This is a genomic window from Pseudomonas brenneri (assembly GCF_007858285.1).
GTDB lineage: Bacteria > Pseudomonadota > Gammaproteobacteria > Pseudomonadales > Pseudomonadaceae > Aquipseudomonas > Aquipseudomonas brenneri.
Genome location: NZ_VFIL01000001.1, coordinates 294,027 through 310,742, shown reverse-complemented (window position 1 = coordinate 310,742; position 16,716 = coordinate 294,027). Strand labels below are relative to the sequence as shown.

Sequence of the window (16,716 nt, the reverse complement as noted above, 5' to 3'; positions counted from 1 at the left end):
AACCACTGGTTATGCATACAGAGTGCCGTTGCATGGCGAGTGTTGCAATCGGTAATAGATCAGTGGCGCACGCAACTTTTTGTATAAAAACGATCAGATGGGGGTGTATCCGCGTAACATTTGTTACCCGCTGCCGTTGAGCACGGGGTTTTCGAAGGATGAAGGTAAGGGTTATGAACATGAAAAACTGTGGCCTGGCGCTGGTTGCAATGACTTTTCTGGTATTGGCCGGCTGCTCGACGCAAACCGTCGTGACCTTGCAAAACGGTACCCAGTACCTGACCAAGGACACGCCGAATGCCAAGACACCGGATGGTTTCTACGAATTTACCGATATCGCGGGCAAGCGTGTACGCGTCAAGGCCGCTGATGTAGCCACCGTACGCGAAGAAAAATAAGAGATTCCCTGTAGGAGCTGGCTTGCCAGCGAAAAACGCCCAGGCACTGCAGTGATCCAGGTGCCCAGCGTTTTCGTTAACGACCATCGCCGGCAAGCCGGCTCCCACAGGGGCAGTGCCTTGCCTCAGGTGATGACGATCCCATCCGCCGACAGACTGCCAAGCCCTACGCCCACCAACGTCACCGAGTTATCCCCGAACGTCAGCAGCGTGTCGCTACCCACCGCCTTGGCATGATCGAGGTAGTTGTACTGCCCATTCACGCCCTCGACACCCATGAACACCAATTTGTCGCTCGACTGGTAGCCCACGATCCGGTCCTGGCCAAAGTCCCCGTCAAACAGAAAGGTATTGCGCCCTCCCCCCGCTTCCAGCAGGTCATTGCCCGCACCGCCCACCAGCACATCATTGCCCTTGCCGCCGATCAGGTGGTCATTGCCGTCCAGGCCAAACAGCCATTTCCCGCCATCGCCCGCCTTGAGCAGATTGGCACCGGCATCACCCTTGAGCGATGCGGCGTAGGCCGTCAGGTCCCGGCCCGCCAGCAGACCTTGGTCGGTGACGCTGTGGGTCACGTCCTTGCTGAGAATCCACAGGTAGCTTTCCTTGCTTACCACCGCGCCCATATCGCGGGTCATGCTGATGCCGCCTTGTCCGTCGCGGATATACAAAGTACCTGCGCCATCGTTGGCCACTTCGACGTTTTTCAGCGACTGCTGCAAGTCCAGGGTATTGAACCCTTTGCCGCCCAGCAGGATGTTGTAGCCACCGCCATCGCGGAAGGTGTCGTTGCCTGCACGGCCTTCCAGATAGTCATTGCCCCGGCCACCCTGGATCAGGTCATCGTTATCGCTGCCGATGATGAACGTGCTGCCCTTGTGGGTCTCGGCATTGCGATTGAGATCCTGCACCCAGGTATTGGCCCGGGCCGGGTCGGACAGGTTGGCGACAATGATGGTCGAGTCCCGCGTGGTGAGGTCATAGAACTTCGACTCAAGGATGCGCCCCATGCCATCGCCATAACCGGTGGGTAAATGGGAGATCCAGGTCGGCAGGTTGAGAATGGAGAACGGCAGGATGTTCCACAGCGTCGAGGCGTAGTGGTCGTTGAAGCTGACGATGTTATCGGCGCTGGATGCGTGCGGTTGGTCGTGCACCCCAAGGGACGACAGGTTGAACGACGAACCGTCGAGCGCCCGATACACCGGGTCGTTCTCATAGCCGATGTTCAGCACCTTGTCGCCACTGCTCTGGGTCGGCGAGGCATAGGCTACGTAGTTGGCGTCCTTGTAGAAACCCGCCCAGCTATTGTTGCTCAAGTCCGCCATGCTGTTGACCGCCAGGCCACCCAGGCTATGGCCACTGACCAGTACATCCTGGCCACTCAGGCCCTGGGCGCTGGCATACGCGGCGACCTTGCCCAGCAAATCGCCAAACGCTTGGCCCGCGTAGTTTTTCGCATAGTCCGCAGGGCCGAAAGCGGCCAGCAAGTCATTGATCACATCGCCGATTGAATCAAGGATCAGGTTCTCCCTGGGCCCTGAAGTCCCACGAAAGGCGATGCCGATTTCCAGCAGTTTGCCGGCGTCATCGTATTTGCCCAGCACCTCGACCTGGGCGCTGGTGTAGCCGGCTTTCTCGCCAAAGAACGTGCCCCGGGCATCGACCTTGCCGCCATAGTCGAGGGTGCTCGCGCTGATGGGTGTCCAGCCAGCCTTTTGCACCGCATCCAGGGCAGCCTTTTCCGAGTCGGGGTTCCACGGGATACCCGGGATCACGCCTTGGGAGGTGCCGCTGCCTATCAATGCCTGCACCAGGGTGGCCGGCAACCCTAGGCCGAAGCCGTATTGCTGGTACCCCGCGGCAAAGCCGTTATCCAGGTTGTGGTAGGAATACAACGTGATCGCCATGGCATCGGCGAACAGTGCTTTGGAATCCTCGGTCGTGAGGTTTTTGTAGTCATAGACACCCATGGTATTGCCTCTCTTTTGTTGGAATTGTCGAGAAAGCCAAAACAGTTGGAATGCGGTCAGTGTGGGAGCGGGTTTGCCCGCGATAGCGGTTTACCTAGCAAATACGCGTTATCGTTGACGTCCTTCGCGAGCAAGCTCGCTCCTACAGTTTCAATCTTCAGCGTTTAAAAGGCCCAGTCGAGGCTCAAGCCCACGCCGTGGATTTTCTCCTTGCTGGCCAGCAGGCCGTTGTAGTCAAAGTTCAGCCGCGCCTCCTTGCTCAGCGCCAGGCTGGCGCGCGCGCCCACCAAGGCGGCATCGCGCACCATTGGCGAACTTTCTACGGCAAACGAGGTGCCGCCCGAAGCAAACGCCAGGTGACGTTCGGAGTCGGTGGAGCTGAGGTTGTGCTGCCAGCCCAGGGTGCCGGAAACGTCCAGCGCCTGATGGTCGGTGAGGTTGAAGGTCTTCAAGGCCCGTACACCGAGGGTGCTGAGGACCAGGTCGCGCGTGTCGTCGCCGCCCTTGAGCGCTGCGGCATCGCCTTTCTCGCTGAACCCATCGCTGTCCAGGTGCACATAGGCCAGGTTGGCGAACGGCTCCAGTGCCAGCGGTTGCAGGTTCAAACGGTAAGCCGCTTCGGTGAAGACCTGGGTACTGCGAGCATCGACCTTGGCTTTTTGCTTGCCGGCAACCTCGCCGTATTGCAATTCACGCTTCACATCGGCGCGATGCCAGCTGTAGGTCGCCCCACCGCTCAGGCGCCAGGCACCGATTTCGTGACCGGCATAGGCGCCAAAGTGGTAGCTGTCCACTGATGCCCGCGAGTGGGTGCCATCGCCCATGTTCAGCGAGGTGTCGCTGTAGCCGGCAACCAGTCCCAGGCGCGTGTCTTCATCCAGCGCACCGTCCACACCGGCCAGCAGGCCGCCGATGGAGGTGGTGTAGCCCGCCGTGTCGCTGCTGCTGTCGGTTTTACCCCAGGCGCCGAGGGCCTTGACCCAGACGTTGCCACGCGTGTCGATGGTCTGTGGCGAGGTGCCCATTTCCCCCTGCTGCAGGCGCTCGCCCACCGCTTCACGCAGGTAGCGGTTGTCATTGACCAGCGCGGTTTCCAGGGCCGGGTAGATTTCCCCCGACAGCTGTTGGAACGCACCTTGCGCCGACGCCGCACTCGGCGCCAGCAGCAGGCTTTCATAGACACCGTTACCAGCGCCCAGTTGCTCGGCAGCGGCCGCCACGGCACGTTGGTTATCGGTCACTGCCACGCTGGCGAAGCTGTTGGCCGTGCGCGCGACATCCAATTGCACACCATTGGCGCCATAGTTCAGGTTGCCGCCGACAAACAGGTAGTTGGGCAATACCTGCGCGAAGCTACCGGTAATTCCCCCGGCCGCCTGCAAGATGTTGTACTGGCGGCCGATCAGGCTTTGGGCTTCAGGCTGGCTGAGCAGTGTCGGGCTGTTCTCCAGGGCCAGGGTCACGGTGCCGCCGTTGAGGGTCGCCTTGCCGCCGGCGACGATGCGGTCACTGCTGGTGTTCGACAGCTCTACCGCATAGGTGGAACCTGCATCGAAGTTGACGTCGCCAGCCACGTTCAAGGTGCCGATGGAATTGCCCGGGGCCACGGTGCCGCCGCTTTTCGCCGTCAGCGCGCCGATGCTGCCGGAACCGCCCAGCACCCCGCTGTTGCTGACCGTAACCTGCGATGTAAGCGAACCATTGACCGCCAACAGCCCTTGATTGAGCAGGGTCGGCCCGCTGTAGGTGTTGTTGCCGGTCAGGACCAGCGTGCCGATGCCTTGCTTGGTCAGGCCGCCGTGACCGGAAATGTCGTTGCTCCACACATCCCGCCCGCAGTGCACATCGTTGCACACACGCTCGGTGGGTTTGCCTGCGTCGACCACCGCCCCAACCCCCGGCAAGTCTGCGACAAACTGGCCGCTGCCATAGCCGCCGTCGATGCGAAACTCAGCCGGAATGTCCTCGGCAGTGATGAACATCCCCGGCCCGCTGACCGCCTTGCCCAGGTTGATCATGCCCCAGCCGTACAACGAGTCGATGCCTGCTGCGCCAAGGTCGGTGGCCGTGGTCTTGAGCAGCGTGGAAATCTGCTCGCCGCTCATATACGGGAACCGCTCCATCAACACGGCGGCGGCGCCAGCCACGTGGGGGGCGGCCATCGAGGTGCCGTTTTTATTGTTCCAGCCCAAGGTCATGTTATCGACCGTAGTGCCTACCATCACCGAGCTGTAAATCGCGGTACCCGGTGCCGACACACAGAAGCTGGCGGCATAACCGCAGCGCGATGAGAAGGTGCTGATCACATAAGGGTTGGCGCTGCTGGTGTCCGGGTTGCGCTGCAACGCCGCCACCGACAACCAGTTGGGCACGATCTCCGGCACAAAATAGGCCAGGCCAGAGATTGCATCGGGGTTGTTCAGGTTGTAGTCGTTACCTGCGGCAAAGATCGTCAGCACCCCGCTGCGCGCTGCATTGATCGCCCCCGTATAGGCGCCACCGGGTGCCGTGCCCAGCAACGGCTTGATCTGGTCGAACTGGGCCTGCGCATCGCTGAGGCTGAAATGCGGGAACGCCGGATCCTTGCCGCCCTTGGCAAACTGGTCACCGATGCCGATGCCCCAGCTGTTGTTGATGATGCGCGCGCCATGGGCCACCAGGCTGTCCCAGCCGGCCTGGTACACCGCACCGTCGTTGCCCAGGATGATCCCGTCTTCGGGCCCCGGGTCGCCGTTCTCGGCGCTGAGGATCTGCGCGTTGTACGCTACGCCATGCATCGGCCCACCGTTACGGTCACCGGCAGCAATACCGCCGACATGGGTGCCGTGGTCACCCAGCTTGCCGTTGGAGCCCAGGGACGGCGTGCCGTCGTAGCGGAACGCATCACCGGCCTTCACCGGGATATACGGGTCGGTGTATTGGCGGATGCCTTCGGTGACCAGCACCTGCACCTTGCCAGGGCTGGAAAACTCCGGGTGCTGGGCATACACCGGCTGGTCGAAAATCCCCAGCTTCACGCCCTTGCCGCTATAGCCGGCGGCATAGGCCACATCGGCGTTGACCGCGCCCAGGCCCCAATCAGCCTTGAATTCACTGCTGCGCCAACTGGCGACATCCCCCAGTTTGCCGGTTTCCACGTAGGGTGCGGCCTGGGCGGTACCCAGGCTGGCCAGGCAACACAGCAACGCGCCGTATGGCACGCAGCTCAGGGCCTTGAGCGGGTAGCCCGGGCCTGTTGGGATGGCGGAGTGAAACCCTCGTTGTTTTACGTTCACGGTGACCTTCCTTAGTTTTGTTGCGTTTGTTGTTCTTTTTGTTGGAGCCGATTCAGAACTGCCAATCGAGGCTCAAGCCCACGCCTTGGTTCTTCTCCCTGGAAGCCAATTGGCCGCTGTAGTCGAGGTTGACCCGCGTCGCCGCGTTCAACGCCAGGCTGGCCTTCAACCCCACCAGCGCGGCATCGCGTTGCAACGGTGTACTGCGCACGGCGAACGATGGACCGCCGGCAACAAAGGCCAGGTGCTCCTCGGATTCCACCGGCGACAGGCTGTGCTGCCAGCCCAGGGAAGCGGAAAGCTCCAGTTGCTGCTGGTCATTGAGCGCCAGGGTTTTGAGGGCGCGCAGGCCCAGGGTGCCGAGGGTTGCGTCACGACGATCACCGCCGCGCTGCAGGGCTGCGCTATCACCTTTTTCATGGAAACGTTCGCTGTCCAGGTGCACATAGGCCAGGTTGGCAAACGGCTCCAGGGCCAGCGCTTGCAGGTTCAAGCGGTAGGCCGCTTCGGTGAATACCTGGAGGCTGCGCGCATCCAACTTGGCCTTTTGTTTGCCGCTGACGTCGCCGTATTGCAGGTCGCGCTGCACATCACCGCGATGCCAGCTGTAGGCGCCGCCTGCGCTGAGGCGCCAGTTACCCAGCTCGCGCCCGGCATAAGTACCCAGGTGATAGCTGTCGACATCAGCCGACGAGTGCGTGCCATCGCCCATGTTCAGCGAGCTGTTGCTGTAACCGGCCATCACGCCCACGCGGGTCTGTTCGTCCAACTGGCCATCAACCCCGAGCAGCATCCCGCCGATCGAACGGGTGTAACCGGCATATTCGCTACGGCTGTCGGCCTTGCCCCAGGCACCGAGGGCCTTGATCCAGAGGTTGCTTTCGCCCGTGGCCGGCACATGGCGCAGGCGCTCACCGACCGCATCGCGCACATGGCGGCTGTCATTGATCAACATCGCGCCAACCGCCGGGTAGATCTCACCGGACAACTGCTGGAAGGCCTGGCGGGCAACCACCGTAGAGTCGGCACTCAGCACGCTTTCATACACCGGGTTGCCGGCCCCCAACTGCTCGGCAGCGGTGGCCACGGCGCGCTGGTTGCGGGTCGCTGCGACGCTGGCAAAGCTCGCGTCATTACGGGCAATCGCCAGTTGCACACCGTTGGCCGCGTAATCGAGGTTGCCCCCCAGGAACAGGTAGTTGGGCAAGACCTCGCCAAAACTGCCGGTAATCCCGCCCGCAGCCTGCAAGATGGTGTACTGGCGGCCAATCAGGCTTTGCGCCTGGGGCTGGCTGAGCAGGGTCGGGCTGTTTTCCAGGGCCAGGGTCACTGTGCCGCCATTGAGGGTGGCCTGGCCGCCCGCGACGATCCGGTCACTGCTGCTATCCGACAGCTCCACGGCATAGGTGGAGCCTGCCTCGAAACGCACATCCCCGGCCACGTTCAAGGTACCGATGGAGTTGCCCGGCGCCACCGTAGCGCCGCTGTTGGCGAGCAGCGCACCGACGCGCCCGGCACCGCCGAGGGTGCCACCCTTGTTGACCGTGACCTGCGATACCAGAGAACCATCGACCTTCAACACGCCGGCGTTGACTGTGGTCGGGCCGCGATAAGTGCTGTCGCCACTGAGCACCAGGCTCCCGGCGCCGGACTTGATCAGGCTGCCTTGATAGATGCGCTGGGAGGCCGCCGCATCGCGGGCCATGCCCACGGCATAGTCGGTCTGCTCCTGCTGGCTGGCATTGGCACCCAAGCCATTTTCCCAGCCCTTGTCCTTCAAGGTCTGCTGCCATGCCAGGTGCTCGGCGCTGTCTTCGGCCTGACGCTGCAGCAGTGCCTTGTCCGAGATGCCATTGCTCCATACATCGCCCTGCCCGGCCGCCAGATTGACGTCCATCGTCCCAAGCAACTGCCCTGGCCCGTGCATCGCCCGATCCAGGTCCGGCACGCCCCAGCCGACCTTGGTGGTTGGCGCCTCGGTCACGGAACCATCCAGTTGCGTGGCGGTGGTCAGCAGCACTTGCAGGGCCTGCTCATTGTTCAGGTACGGGTAGCGTTCCATCACCAGCGCCAAGGCGCCCGTGGCATGGGGTGCCGACATCGAGGTGCCGGACTTCACGGCGTAACCACCGCCGGGAATGGTGCTGTCGATCTTTGCGCCGGGGGTGGAAATGCACCAGTACTTGGCAATGCCACACTGGTTGTATTTCTGGTTGTTCGCCTGGTCCAACCCCGACACCGCCAGCCAGTGGCCTTCCAACTCCGGTTCAAAGTACGGCAAGGCCGAACGCACGCTGGCGTTGGCATAGCCGCTGTTACCGGCGCTGAACACATTGATCACCCCGGCCCGGGCCACATCGGCGGCGGCATCCAGCCACGTGCCCTGGTTGAAGTGTTGCGCGTAGGCGGCGTGCAGGCCGGCCAGGGTCTGATAGCTGACATCCTTGGGTTGGCTGCCCCAACTGTTGTTGATCGCCCGCACTCCAGAGTCGACCATGGCGCTGTACACCGCCTTGAAATATTTGGGGTCGGGTGTTGGGCCAAACAGGAAGCTGTCGTTGGCGTTGGTATTGCCCACATAGATCTGCGCGTTGTAGGCAACGCCATGCATGCCGTTGCCGTCACGGGCCGCGCCCATGGTGCCGGTGACGTGGGTGCCGTGGGAGTCGTTGTTGGGGTTCAGTGCGCCAGTGGTGGAGAACGGGTTGCCATCTACATAAGTACCGCTGGCGGTCACTGGGCGAAAGCGCTCCGGGGAGGCCTCCGGATGGCTGGCATCGAAGCCCGAGTCCAGCGCACCGATCTTGACCCCGGCACCGCTGATTCCCGCGGCATAGGCTTGATCGGCCTGCATACGCCCCAGGCCCCAGTCCCGCTGGAACTCGGCCGAACGCCAACTGGCGGGGTCGCCCAACTTACCGGTTTCCACATAGGGGGCGGCCTGGGCGGTCCCCAGGGTGGCCAGCCCACACAGCATCACGCAGTGATAGCCTCGTTGCTTTACGTTCACGGTGACCTTCCTCTTTTTATTGTGTTTGTTACGCCCCTGTAGGCACCGGCTTACCGGCCCCTACAGGGTCAGCGTTGGGCTGGGCCGAAGGCTTCGTCGACCTTGGCCAGGTCGGTGTCGCGCAGGCTGCCCGCGTAGTAATGCAATTTGGTCCAGGCCATCAGGTAGTCGTAACGGGCCTGGGCCAGGTCGCGACGGGTGCTGTACAGCTGCTGTTCGGCGTTGAGGGCATCGAGGTTGACGCGCTCGCCGCCAAGGATGCTTTGCTTGGTCGACACCACCAGCGCTTCGGCGGAGGCCAGGGCCTTTTGATAGGCGCGCAGCTTGCTCACACCAGACAGGCAAGCGCTGAACTGGCGGCGCAGTTCGATCAGCGTTTCGCGGGTCTTGCCCTCCAATTCGTACTCGGCCTGTTCCATGGAGCGGGCGGCCTGGCGAGTGGACGCCGAGACACCGCCACCGGCATACAGCGGCACGCTGACTTCAATGCCGATGGTGTTGGTGTCGTAGCGCTGGTTGTAGGTGTTACTGCTGTCGGACTCTTGCTGGCGCGAGCTGGCGTAGGCAGTCACCCGTGGCAGGTGCCCGGCACGGTTGCGCTCCACTTCATAACGCGCCACTTCCACGGCCTGGCGCTGGGAGGCCAGTGTCGGGTTGTTGGTGATTGCCAGCTCATGCCAACTGTCATAGTTGGCCGGTGTCAGGGTGAAGGCGGCAAAGTCCTGATTCAACGGTGCCAGGTCGGCGATATCGACGCTGTGCACACCGAGCAATGCCCCCAATTCACGCAGCGACGCATCCTGCTCATCCAGGGCCTGGATCTCTTCGGCGGTGGCCAGCTCATAACGCGACTCCGCCTCCAGAATGTCGGTGCGCGTGCCCTCGCCTTGCTGGAACAGGTGCTGGTTCTGCTGGAACTGCTGCTCGAACGCCTTCTTCTTGGCCCGGGCAATCTCGATCTGGTCCTGGGCGAACAGGGCCTGGGTGTAATAGGTCAGTACCCGCACCAACAGCGCCTGGCTCTTGTCGCGGAAAGTCTCGTCGGCAAACAGCGCCTGGGCCACGCCCTTGCGGTAGTTGGCATAGGCTTCGTAGTCGAACAGCGGCTGTTGCAGGGTGAAGGTCGAGCCGAAGCTGTTGTAGTTGCGATCGTCGTGATAGTGACCACCACGGCCATCGGGCAGGTTGGCCTGGGAGTTGTTGCGGCCCTTGTTGTAGTTGTAGGACAGCCGGGGCAACAGGCCGGCGCGGCCAATGGTGCGGTTTTCCAGGCCGGCGTCACGCTCCTTGATCGCGCCAAGGAATACCGGATCATTACGCAGGGCCTGCTCATACACATCAAACGGTCCCATGGCGGCCTGGGCGCTGCTGCACGCGAGCAGCAAGGCGATGAACACTGGTTTCATGCTCATTCCTCGGTCAGCGCCGAGCCGGCACGATCGAGCAGCGGCTTGAACAGATAGTTGAGCAACGAGCGCTCGCCGGTACGCACAAACATCTCGGCGGGCATGCCGGGCTTGATCACCAGGCCGTGGAGTTTTTCCAGGGCGTCGTCGCTGACCGTGGTGCGCAGCACGTAATACGGCGCCCCGGTCTTTTCGTCGAGCATCTGGTCGGCAGAGATCAGGCTCACTTCCCCCGGCACCCGTGGCGTACGGCTCTGGTTGAAAGCGGTGAACAGAATGTCCACCGGCAGATGAGTGCCGACCTTGTCCACCAGGTTCACCGGCAGGCGCCCCTCCACTTCCAGGCGCGTGCCCTGGGGCACGATTTCCAGCAGGGTTTCCCCGGCCCGCACCACGGCACCTTCGGTGTGTACGCCGAGGTTGACGGCAATGCCATCGGCTGGGGCGTTGATTTCACTGTGTTGCAGGTCGAAACCGGCCGATGTCAGTTGTTGCTCCAGGGTCAGGCTGCGCAGTTGCGCGTCGGCCAACTGGCTGCGGACTTCCTTTTGATACTCCTCGCTGTGCTGTTGCAACTTGAGGCGTGATTCGAGAATGCCTTGCTCGATACGCCCGCTTTCACCGGTGTTCTGCGCCAGGTCCTGCTGCACCTGTGACAGTTGGCGCTGGTACTCCAGCAAGCGGTTGCGCGGGATGTAGCCATTGTCGGCCAACGGTTGCAGGTTGCTCAGTTGATCACGCAGCGATTGCGCCTGGGCGTTCAAGTCCGTGCGCGCACGGCGCATACCATTGAGCTGGGCGCTGGCGCCTTCGATACTGGCGCGGATCCCGGCCTGTTCGCGGGCAAAGGCCTCACGCCGGCTGCTGAACAACTGGCGCTGGCCCTCCAGCACCAAGGCCAGCGCAGGATCGGGGCTAGCGCTCAGTTCGGCGGGAAACATCACCGAAGGTAAGCTGTCGCGCTCGCTCTGCCAGCGGGCAACACTGGCCCAGGCCATGCGGTACTGGGCTTGCAGGGAATGCACATCGGCCTGGCTTTGGGTCTGGTCGAGGCGAAACAACGGCTGGCCTTGCTTGACCACCTCGCCTTCGCGCACCAGGATCCGGCTGACCACGCCAGGGCTCAGGGTTTGCACGGCCTTGCGTTTGCCGGACACCACCACCGTACCCTGCACAGGAATGCCCTGGTCCAGGGGCGCCAGGCTGGCCCAGAGGAAGAACCCGCCGGCACCGACCACCGTCATCAGCCAGCCCAGGCGGGAGAAAAAACGCGCATCGCGCTCGGGAAAGGTCTGTTCGTTTGGCAGGCTGTTATCGGTGCTCATTGGCCTGGATTCCTTGCCGCAGGGTATTGACGGTTGAGGCTGACGCCGGCCTTTTCACGGGGTTGTTCCGGTTGCCCGGACAGCGCTCGCAGCACCTCCTGGCTCGGGCCGAACGCTTGCAGGCGGCCCTCGTTGAGCACCAGCAGTTTGTCGGCCTGGGCCAGCGCCGAAGAGCGGTGGGTCACCAGGATCACGCTGCTGCCCTGGGCTTTCATCTGCATGATGGCGCTGGCCAAAGCGGCCTCGCCCACGGTATCGAGGTTGGAATTGGGTTCGTCGAGCACGATCAGGCGCGGCCCGCCATACAGCGCGCGGGCCAGGGCCACCCGTTGTTTCTGCCCGCCGGACAGGCCGCTGCCGTCGTCGCCCAAGACCGTGTCGTAGCCCTGGGGCAAGCGCAGGATCAAGTCATGCACACCGGCTTGCTGGGCAGCCTGCACCACCTGCTCGGGGTCAGCCTGGCGAAAGCGCGCGATGTTATCGGCGATGCTGCCGCTGAACAGTTCGATGTCCTGGGGCAAGTAACCGACGTGCGGACCGAGGTCGTCGCGGTCCCAGCGATGAATGTCGGCGCCATCCAGGCGCACCGTGCCGGCCAGGGTCGGCCACACGCCCACCAGCACCCGCGCCAGGGTCGACTTGCCGGAGCCGGAGGCCCCCAGCACACCCAGTACTTCGCCGGCCGCCAGGTTGAAACTGACCTGATGCAAGGTCGCCACCCGCCGCCCCGGAGGCCCGGCGCTGACCTGCTCGAAACTCACCTGCCCCTTGGGCGCCGGCAATGCCATGGCCTGCGCCCCAGGCGGAAACTCCTGCAACAGCTCATCCAGGCGCTGGTAGGCCAGCTTGGCCGAGCTCCATTGCTTCCACACCGCGATCAACTGGTCGATCGGGCTGAGCACTCGGCCCATCAGAATGGTCCCGGCGATCATCATCCCGGCGGTCATCTGGCCCTTGATCACCAACAAGGCACCGAGCCCCAGCACCAAAGATTGCAGGAGCAGGCGCAGGGATTTGCTCAGGGAACTGATCACCGAACCGGTATCGCTGGCCTGGTTCTGCAAGCCGAGGAACCGTGAATGCACCTGGAACCAACGGCTGCGCAAGGCCCCAAGCATGCCCATGGCCTGGATGGTCTCGGCATTGTGCAAGTGACTGGTGGCCAATTGGGTGGACTGCTGGGAATAACCGCTGGCTTCGCGCAACGGTTTTTTGGTCAGGTATTCATTGAGGCAAGCCAAAGCGATCAACAACACTGCACCCGCCGTGGCCAACACCCCAAGCCACACGTTGAACAGGAAGATCACCAGCAAGTAGATGGGGAACCACGGCGCATCAAAGAAGGCAAACAGCGCAGGCCCCGTGAGGAACTGGCGAATATGGGTCAAATCCCCCAGGGATTGCCCGGCGTGGCCTTCGCCATGTTGCAGGTTGCGCTCGAAAGCAGCCTTGTACACCTGCAGGTTGAACCGTCGCTCCAACTGGCTGCCGATACGGATCACGATAAAGCTGCGCACCACTTCCAGGGTGCCGATAAAGGCAAAGAAGCCCACCACCATCAGGGTCAGCATGACCAGGGTGGTTTCGTTCTGTGATGACAGCACCCGGTCATAGACTTGCAACATATAAATGGACGGCACCAGCATCAGCAGGTTAATCAACGCCGTAAAACAGCCGACGCTGATCAGGATACTTTTATAAGCGCCAAGGGCCTTAAACAAGGGTGCGGCAGGAGTGGTCTTCGCCATGTTGCTTGATCTTCCCCGGGGCTGAAATACACACAGCAGTTTGCCCGGCGCGCCATAATGGGGCAGGCAACTACTTCAATTATGCTTAGTTCATCAAAAGTGACAGATAGACGACTGTCACTTTCAATAAATGACTCTACGGTCAGTGGTTATAACGATATAACCATTTGTTCAATTATTGTGTGCGCTGCAATATCAAGGCAAGTCCCGACTTGGAAGTCACCGTATATTCACCGTCTTTCTGCCGGCTCAAATGGGCAATCCCCGTCCCCTCGGCATTTATCAGCAGTATTCCATCTGGCGTGGGCAGCCATGTCTGGGGTTTTTCTCCCAGCCACTGTTGCGCACACTGCACATCCCCTTTGAGGCCGTTGGGCTGGGCAATCAGATCCAGCTCGCAGACCTGCTCCTGCTGTCGCAACTGCCAATGGCCGGCCAGTTGCGTGGTGCTGGGTAAAACAAGACTGCTTGCCATTGCGTGGGCTCCTGCCGACACCAGCAATGCCGGGATCAACCAGGCGATTGCGTTGCGAAAAATAGTCATCACCATTACCCGTTCACGGGGTTGTTGCAAGCAAAGAGCAGCGCCAGGGCGCCGCCCTTCGTTAAGCCTTGATCAAGCCACGATGTCGCTGTAGGCCGCCTGGCCTACGGTGGTGACGAGGAAGTCCGCCACGCCGTGCCCAGAGAAGTCCACCGCCAACGTGCCCAGGTTGGTACCCGAGGCGTAGGTCAGCACGGCATCACCGGCGCTGCCTGTGAAGGCGTTGACGAAATTCAGGCCGCTCCCCTGGGTGATACCGGTCAGGTCGATCTTGTCCGAACCCGAGGTGAAGTCGAGGATCTGATCCGCTGCACCTGGCTTGGAATCGGAGCTGGCACCGAACACAAAGGTGTCCGAACCCGCACCGCCCCACAGTTTGTCAGCACCGCCGCCACCGTAGATCAGGTCATTGCCGGCACCGCCCTTGAGGGTGTTGGCCGCCGCATTACCGATCAGCAGGTCGTTGCCCGAGCCACCGAAGGCGTTTTCCACGGTCACACCCTGGGCGATCGACACGTTACCCACCAGGCCGCCCACGTCAGAGAACGAGGTCTCGTTGAGGTTGATTTTCTGGTTCTGGGTAAAGCCGGAGAAGTCCAGGGTGTCATTGCCACCGCCGTCCCACACCGAGAACACCAGCTTGTCGGCATTGGACGTGGCGCTGAGGTGGTCGCGCCCGGTGTTGGAGTTGAACCCGTAGGTGGTATCACTGGCACGGGTGTTGTAGTTGGCACCATAGAGCTTCTGGATCGCCGCAATATCGTCGATCAGCGGGCCGGAGGCATAGGCCTCTACCCCGCCCTTGGTGAAGTTCTGGTTGGTGTTGAACTCACTCCAGTAGCTCATGACGCTGTAGCCACGGGTGTCCTGGCCGTAGTCCGCGTCTTTGTAAGACGGGTTGCCGGTCCCGGCGTTGTAGTCGCCAGGGTGATCCAGGCCCAGGGTGTGGCCGATTTCGTGAGTCAGGGTCTGGCGTCCGTAGTTGTTCAGGCCAGGGTTGATGTTATCGGTGTAGCCTCGGTTGATCAGGTACCAGGAAGTGCCATCCGTGCCACTTGTGTTGTACTTCTCATTGGTGCCCGGCAGATAGGCAAAAGCCGCGGCGCCATCCTGGCCCGCACTGTAGTTGCCGAAGGTCATGTGGAAGTCGCCGCCCGAGGCTTTCTCGGTGAAGGTGACATTGGCCACATCGGCCCAGGATTGCATGGCCAGTACGGCTTGGCCTTTTTGCAGGTTGCTGAACTGGCTGAACCCGGAGATACCATGCTTGTTCATGGTCGCCGAGGAGGCCGAAGTCAGGAAGGTGTAGGTAAGATCGATCCTGCCGTTGCCGTCAACGTCCCGGTAGGCCGCGTTTTCGCGCAGCAAATGGTCCGCTGCCTGGTCGACAGAGAACGAAGGTTTGCCATTGACCGTGAGATTGCCGCCACGGTCATACAAATGGCTAAAGCTATCGATCTGTGAATAGGCACTACTTGCTTGAGCTGCCGAGACAATAGCTTTGTCTTTTACTTTCGACATAAACGTACTTCCTTGTTTGCAAGTGGAACAGTTTTTGTCCGATAGCGACGCTCTCCGGCGAGAGCGTCCTATCACTCGCCTCTTATGAAGGCGAAAGAAAACTGACACAATTTTAAATCAGACGTCCAGCACTTTTTTTGCCAGGAAAGTGCGCAGAACGAATAATGCCTGCAAACATTGGGAAATACGTCTTCTATCCTGCGTAATGAGCAGCGCGCCGCAAGCCCGGCTATTTAAATATTAAATAATGCTAAACAGTTAAATGCCAGACAGGTCACATTTCAATATTGAATGGATCCAATATATTGAGTGGGGTGCACTTTTAAAGTGCCACCGTGTCATTGTAAATATTAAGCAGCCATTGTTTTATTATTATTGACAGCTTGCTAATACGTCGATGATTCGCTGGCGATTTCAAGGTCGTTGCCAACCAGTCTGGTGCAGCGCTTCGAGCAACGTCCGCCCATCCAAACCCGGCACCAGCACACCTTCGGCAGTGGTCATGTCCTCCCCTGCGAGGATCGCGTTGATGATGGCTTCTTCCACCGCCTCCGCCGCCGCACTGAACAACGGCGAAATATGATCGTTATTGACCATGTTCAGTGCCGTGCTGAGCGGTAAATCCTTGCGCCCGTAATCTGCCGCCGGCAGGTCCTGGTTGCCGGTGGCAAACGCCAGGAACAGATCGCCACTGGAATCCTCGGTACCGCCGCCGGTGCGTGCAATACCGATGGATGCGCGTTGCGCCAGGCGCTGACACTGGTGGGGCAATAACGGTGCGTCGGTAGCGATAATCACCACAATGGAGCCCATGCCCGGGGTGCCACGAGCGGCAAACGGCGAGGCAATTTCCATCAGGTGTCGCCCCACCGGATAGCCATCGACTCGCAGTTCCTGGCGCTTGCCGTGGTTGGCCTGCACCAGCACGCCAACGGTCCAGCCGCCCTGCTCCCCTGGCAACTTGCGCGAGGCGCTGCCAATGCCGCCCTTGAACTCATGGCAGATCATCCCGGTGCCGCCACCCACCGCGCCTTCCTGCACCGGGCCCGATTCTGCATTGGCCATGGCCTGGAGCACATGCTCCGGGCCGATGTGCTGGCCCCAGATATCGTTGAGCAGGCCGTCATAGGTTTCCATCACCACCGGCATGCACCAGTACACCGCCGGGTCAGCCAGGCTGTCGCGCTCCAGGGCGATCAAGGTGTCGCGCACAATACCGATACTGTGGGTATTGGTGATCGCCAGGGGCGTGGTCAACAGCCCGGCTTCGCCGATCCACTCAAGGCCCGTGGCGTCGCCGTTGCCATTGAGCACGTGATACCCGGCAAAACACGGCTGCAGGCGAGCAGCACCGGCCCGCGGCTGGATCAGCGTGACCCCGGTGCGCACCTGCTTGCCATCGATCTGCGCCTTGACCGTGCTGTGACCGACCCGAACCCCAGGGACATCGGTAATCGCATTCAATTCGCCGGGTATCCCCAGCCCCAACGTAATGCCCAATTGACGTGCGCGCATA

The 16,716-nt window shown here is 61.4% G+C and carries 10 protein-coding genes; 1 reads left to right on the top strand and 9 read right to left on the bottom strand.

Annotated features, from left to right (window positions below):
• Positions 1–173 precede the first annotated feature (173 nt).
• On the top strand, positions 174–398 hold the full coding sequence (locus FJD34_RS01445; RefSeq protein ID WP_032861135.1) for a YgdI/YgdR family lipoprotein: 225 nt from the start codon (positions 174–176) through the stop codon (positions 396–398).
• A gap of 125 nt (positions 399–523) precedes the next feature.
• Here the strand turns inward: FJD34_RS01445 and FJD34_RS01435 are convergent, their stop codons facing one another.
• The 9 genes from FJD34_RS01435 to FJD34_RS01395 form a co-directional block, all read right to left on the bottom strand.
• On the bottom strand, positions 524–2,371 hold the full coding sequence (locus FJD34_RS01435; protein ID WP_065943045.1) for a polyurethane esterase: 1,848 nt from the start codon (positions 2,369–2,371) through the stop codon (positions 524–526).
• Positions 2,372–2,535: 164 nt separating this feature from the next.
• On the bottom strand, positions 2,536–5,613 hold the full coding sequence (locus FJD34_RS01430; protein WP_373290013.1) for an autotransporter outer membrane beta-barrel domain-containing protein: 3,078 nt from the start codon (positions 5,611–5,613) through the stop codon (positions 2,536–2,538).
• Positions 5,614–5,698: 85 nt separating this feature from the next.
• Complete coding sequence (eprS, locus tag FJD34_RS01425; RefSeq protein ID WP_090291161.1) at positions 5,699–8,623, bottom strand: autotransporter serine peptidase EprS; 2,925 nt, start codon at positions 8,621–8,623, stop codon at positions 5,699–5,701.
• Positions 8,624–8,724: 101 nt separating this feature from the next.
• On the bottom strand, positions 8,725–10,062 hold the full coding sequence (locus FJD34_RS01420) for a TolC family outer membrane protein (RefSeq protein WP_065943047.1): 1,338 nt from the start codon (positions 10,060–10,062) through the stop codon (positions 8,725–8,727).
• Between the two features lie 2 nt (positions 10,063–10,064).
• Complete coding sequence (locus tag FJD34_RS01415) at positions 10,065–11,387, bottom strand: HlyD family type I secretion periplasmic adaptor subunit (RefSeq protein ID WP_032861144.1); 1,323 nt, start codon at positions 11,385–11,387, stop codon at positions 10,065–10,067.
• Positions 11,384–13,135 carry a type I secretion system permease/ATPase gene (locus tag FJD34_RS01410; protein WP_090291162.1) on the bottom strand — a complete coding sequence of 584 codons (1,752 nt, stop codon included), beginning with the start codon at positions 13,133–13,135 and terminating at the stop codon, positions 11,384–11,386. The genes FJD34_RS01415 and FJD34_RS01410 overlap by 4 nt, the downstream gene beginning before the upstream one ends.
• A gap of 175 nt (positions 13,136–13,310) precedes the next feature.
• Entirely contained in the window at positions 13,311–13,679 is a 369-nt protein-coding gene (locus FJD34_RS01405) for an AprI/Inh family metalloprotease inhibitor (RefSeq protein ID WP_032861439.1), read from the bottom strand.
• A 72-nt stretch (positions 13,680–13,751) separates the two neighbouring features.
• On the bottom strand, positions 13,752–15,200 hold the full coding sequence (locus FJD34_RS01400) for a serralysin family metalloprotease (RefSeq protein WP_090291163.1): 1,449 nt from the start codon (positions 15,198–15,200) through the stop codon (positions 13,752–13,754).
• A 414-nt stretch (positions 15,201–15,614) separates the two neighbouring features.
• Complete coding sequence (locus FJD34_RS01395) at positions 15,615–16,715, bottom strand: DmpA family aminopeptidase (RefSeq protein WP_032861148.1); 1,101 nt, start codon at positions 16,713–16,715, stop codon at positions 15,615–15,617.
• Position 16,716: the final 1 nt, after the last annotated feature.

Bases quoted from the DNA above. Each gene is read 5' to 3' on its own strand.
- FJD34_RS01445 (WP_032861135.1), top strand. From the start codon at position 174: ATGAACATGAAAAACTGTGGCCTGGCGCTGGTTGCAATGACTTTTCTG.
- FJD34_RS01435 (WP_065943045.1), bottom strand. From the start codon at position 2,371: ATGGGTGTCTATGACTACAAAAACCTCACGACCGAGGATTCCAAAGCA.
- eprS (WP_090291161.1), bottom strand. From the start codon at position 8,623: ATGCTGTGTGGGCTGGCCACCCTGGGGACCGCCCAGGCCGCCCCCTAT.
- FJD34_RS01420 (WP_065943047.1), bottom strand. From the start codon at position 10,062: ATGAAACCAGTGTTCATCGCCTTGCTGCTCGCGTGCAGCAGCGCCCAG.
- FJD34_RS01415 (WP_032861144.1), bottom strand. From the start codon at position 11,387: ATGAGCACCGATAACAGCCTGCCAAACGAACAGACCTTTCCCGAGCGC.
- FJD34_RS01410 (WP_090291162.1), bottom strand. From the start codon at position 13,135: ATGGCGAAGACCACTCCTGCCGCACCCTTGTTTAAGGCCCTTGGCGCT.
- FJD34_RS01405 (WP_032861439.1), bottom strand. From the start codon at position 13,679: ATGACTATTTTTCGCAACGCAATCGCCTGGTTGATCCCGGCATTGCTG.
- FJD34_RS01400 (WP_090291163.1), bottom strand. From the start codon at position 15,200: ATGTCGAAAGTAAAAGACAAAGCTATTGTCTCGGCAGCTCAAGCAAGT.
- FJD34_RS01395 (WP_032861148.1), bottom strand. From the start codon at position 16,715: ATGCGCGCACGTCAATTGGGCATTACGTTGGGGCTGGGGATACCCGGC.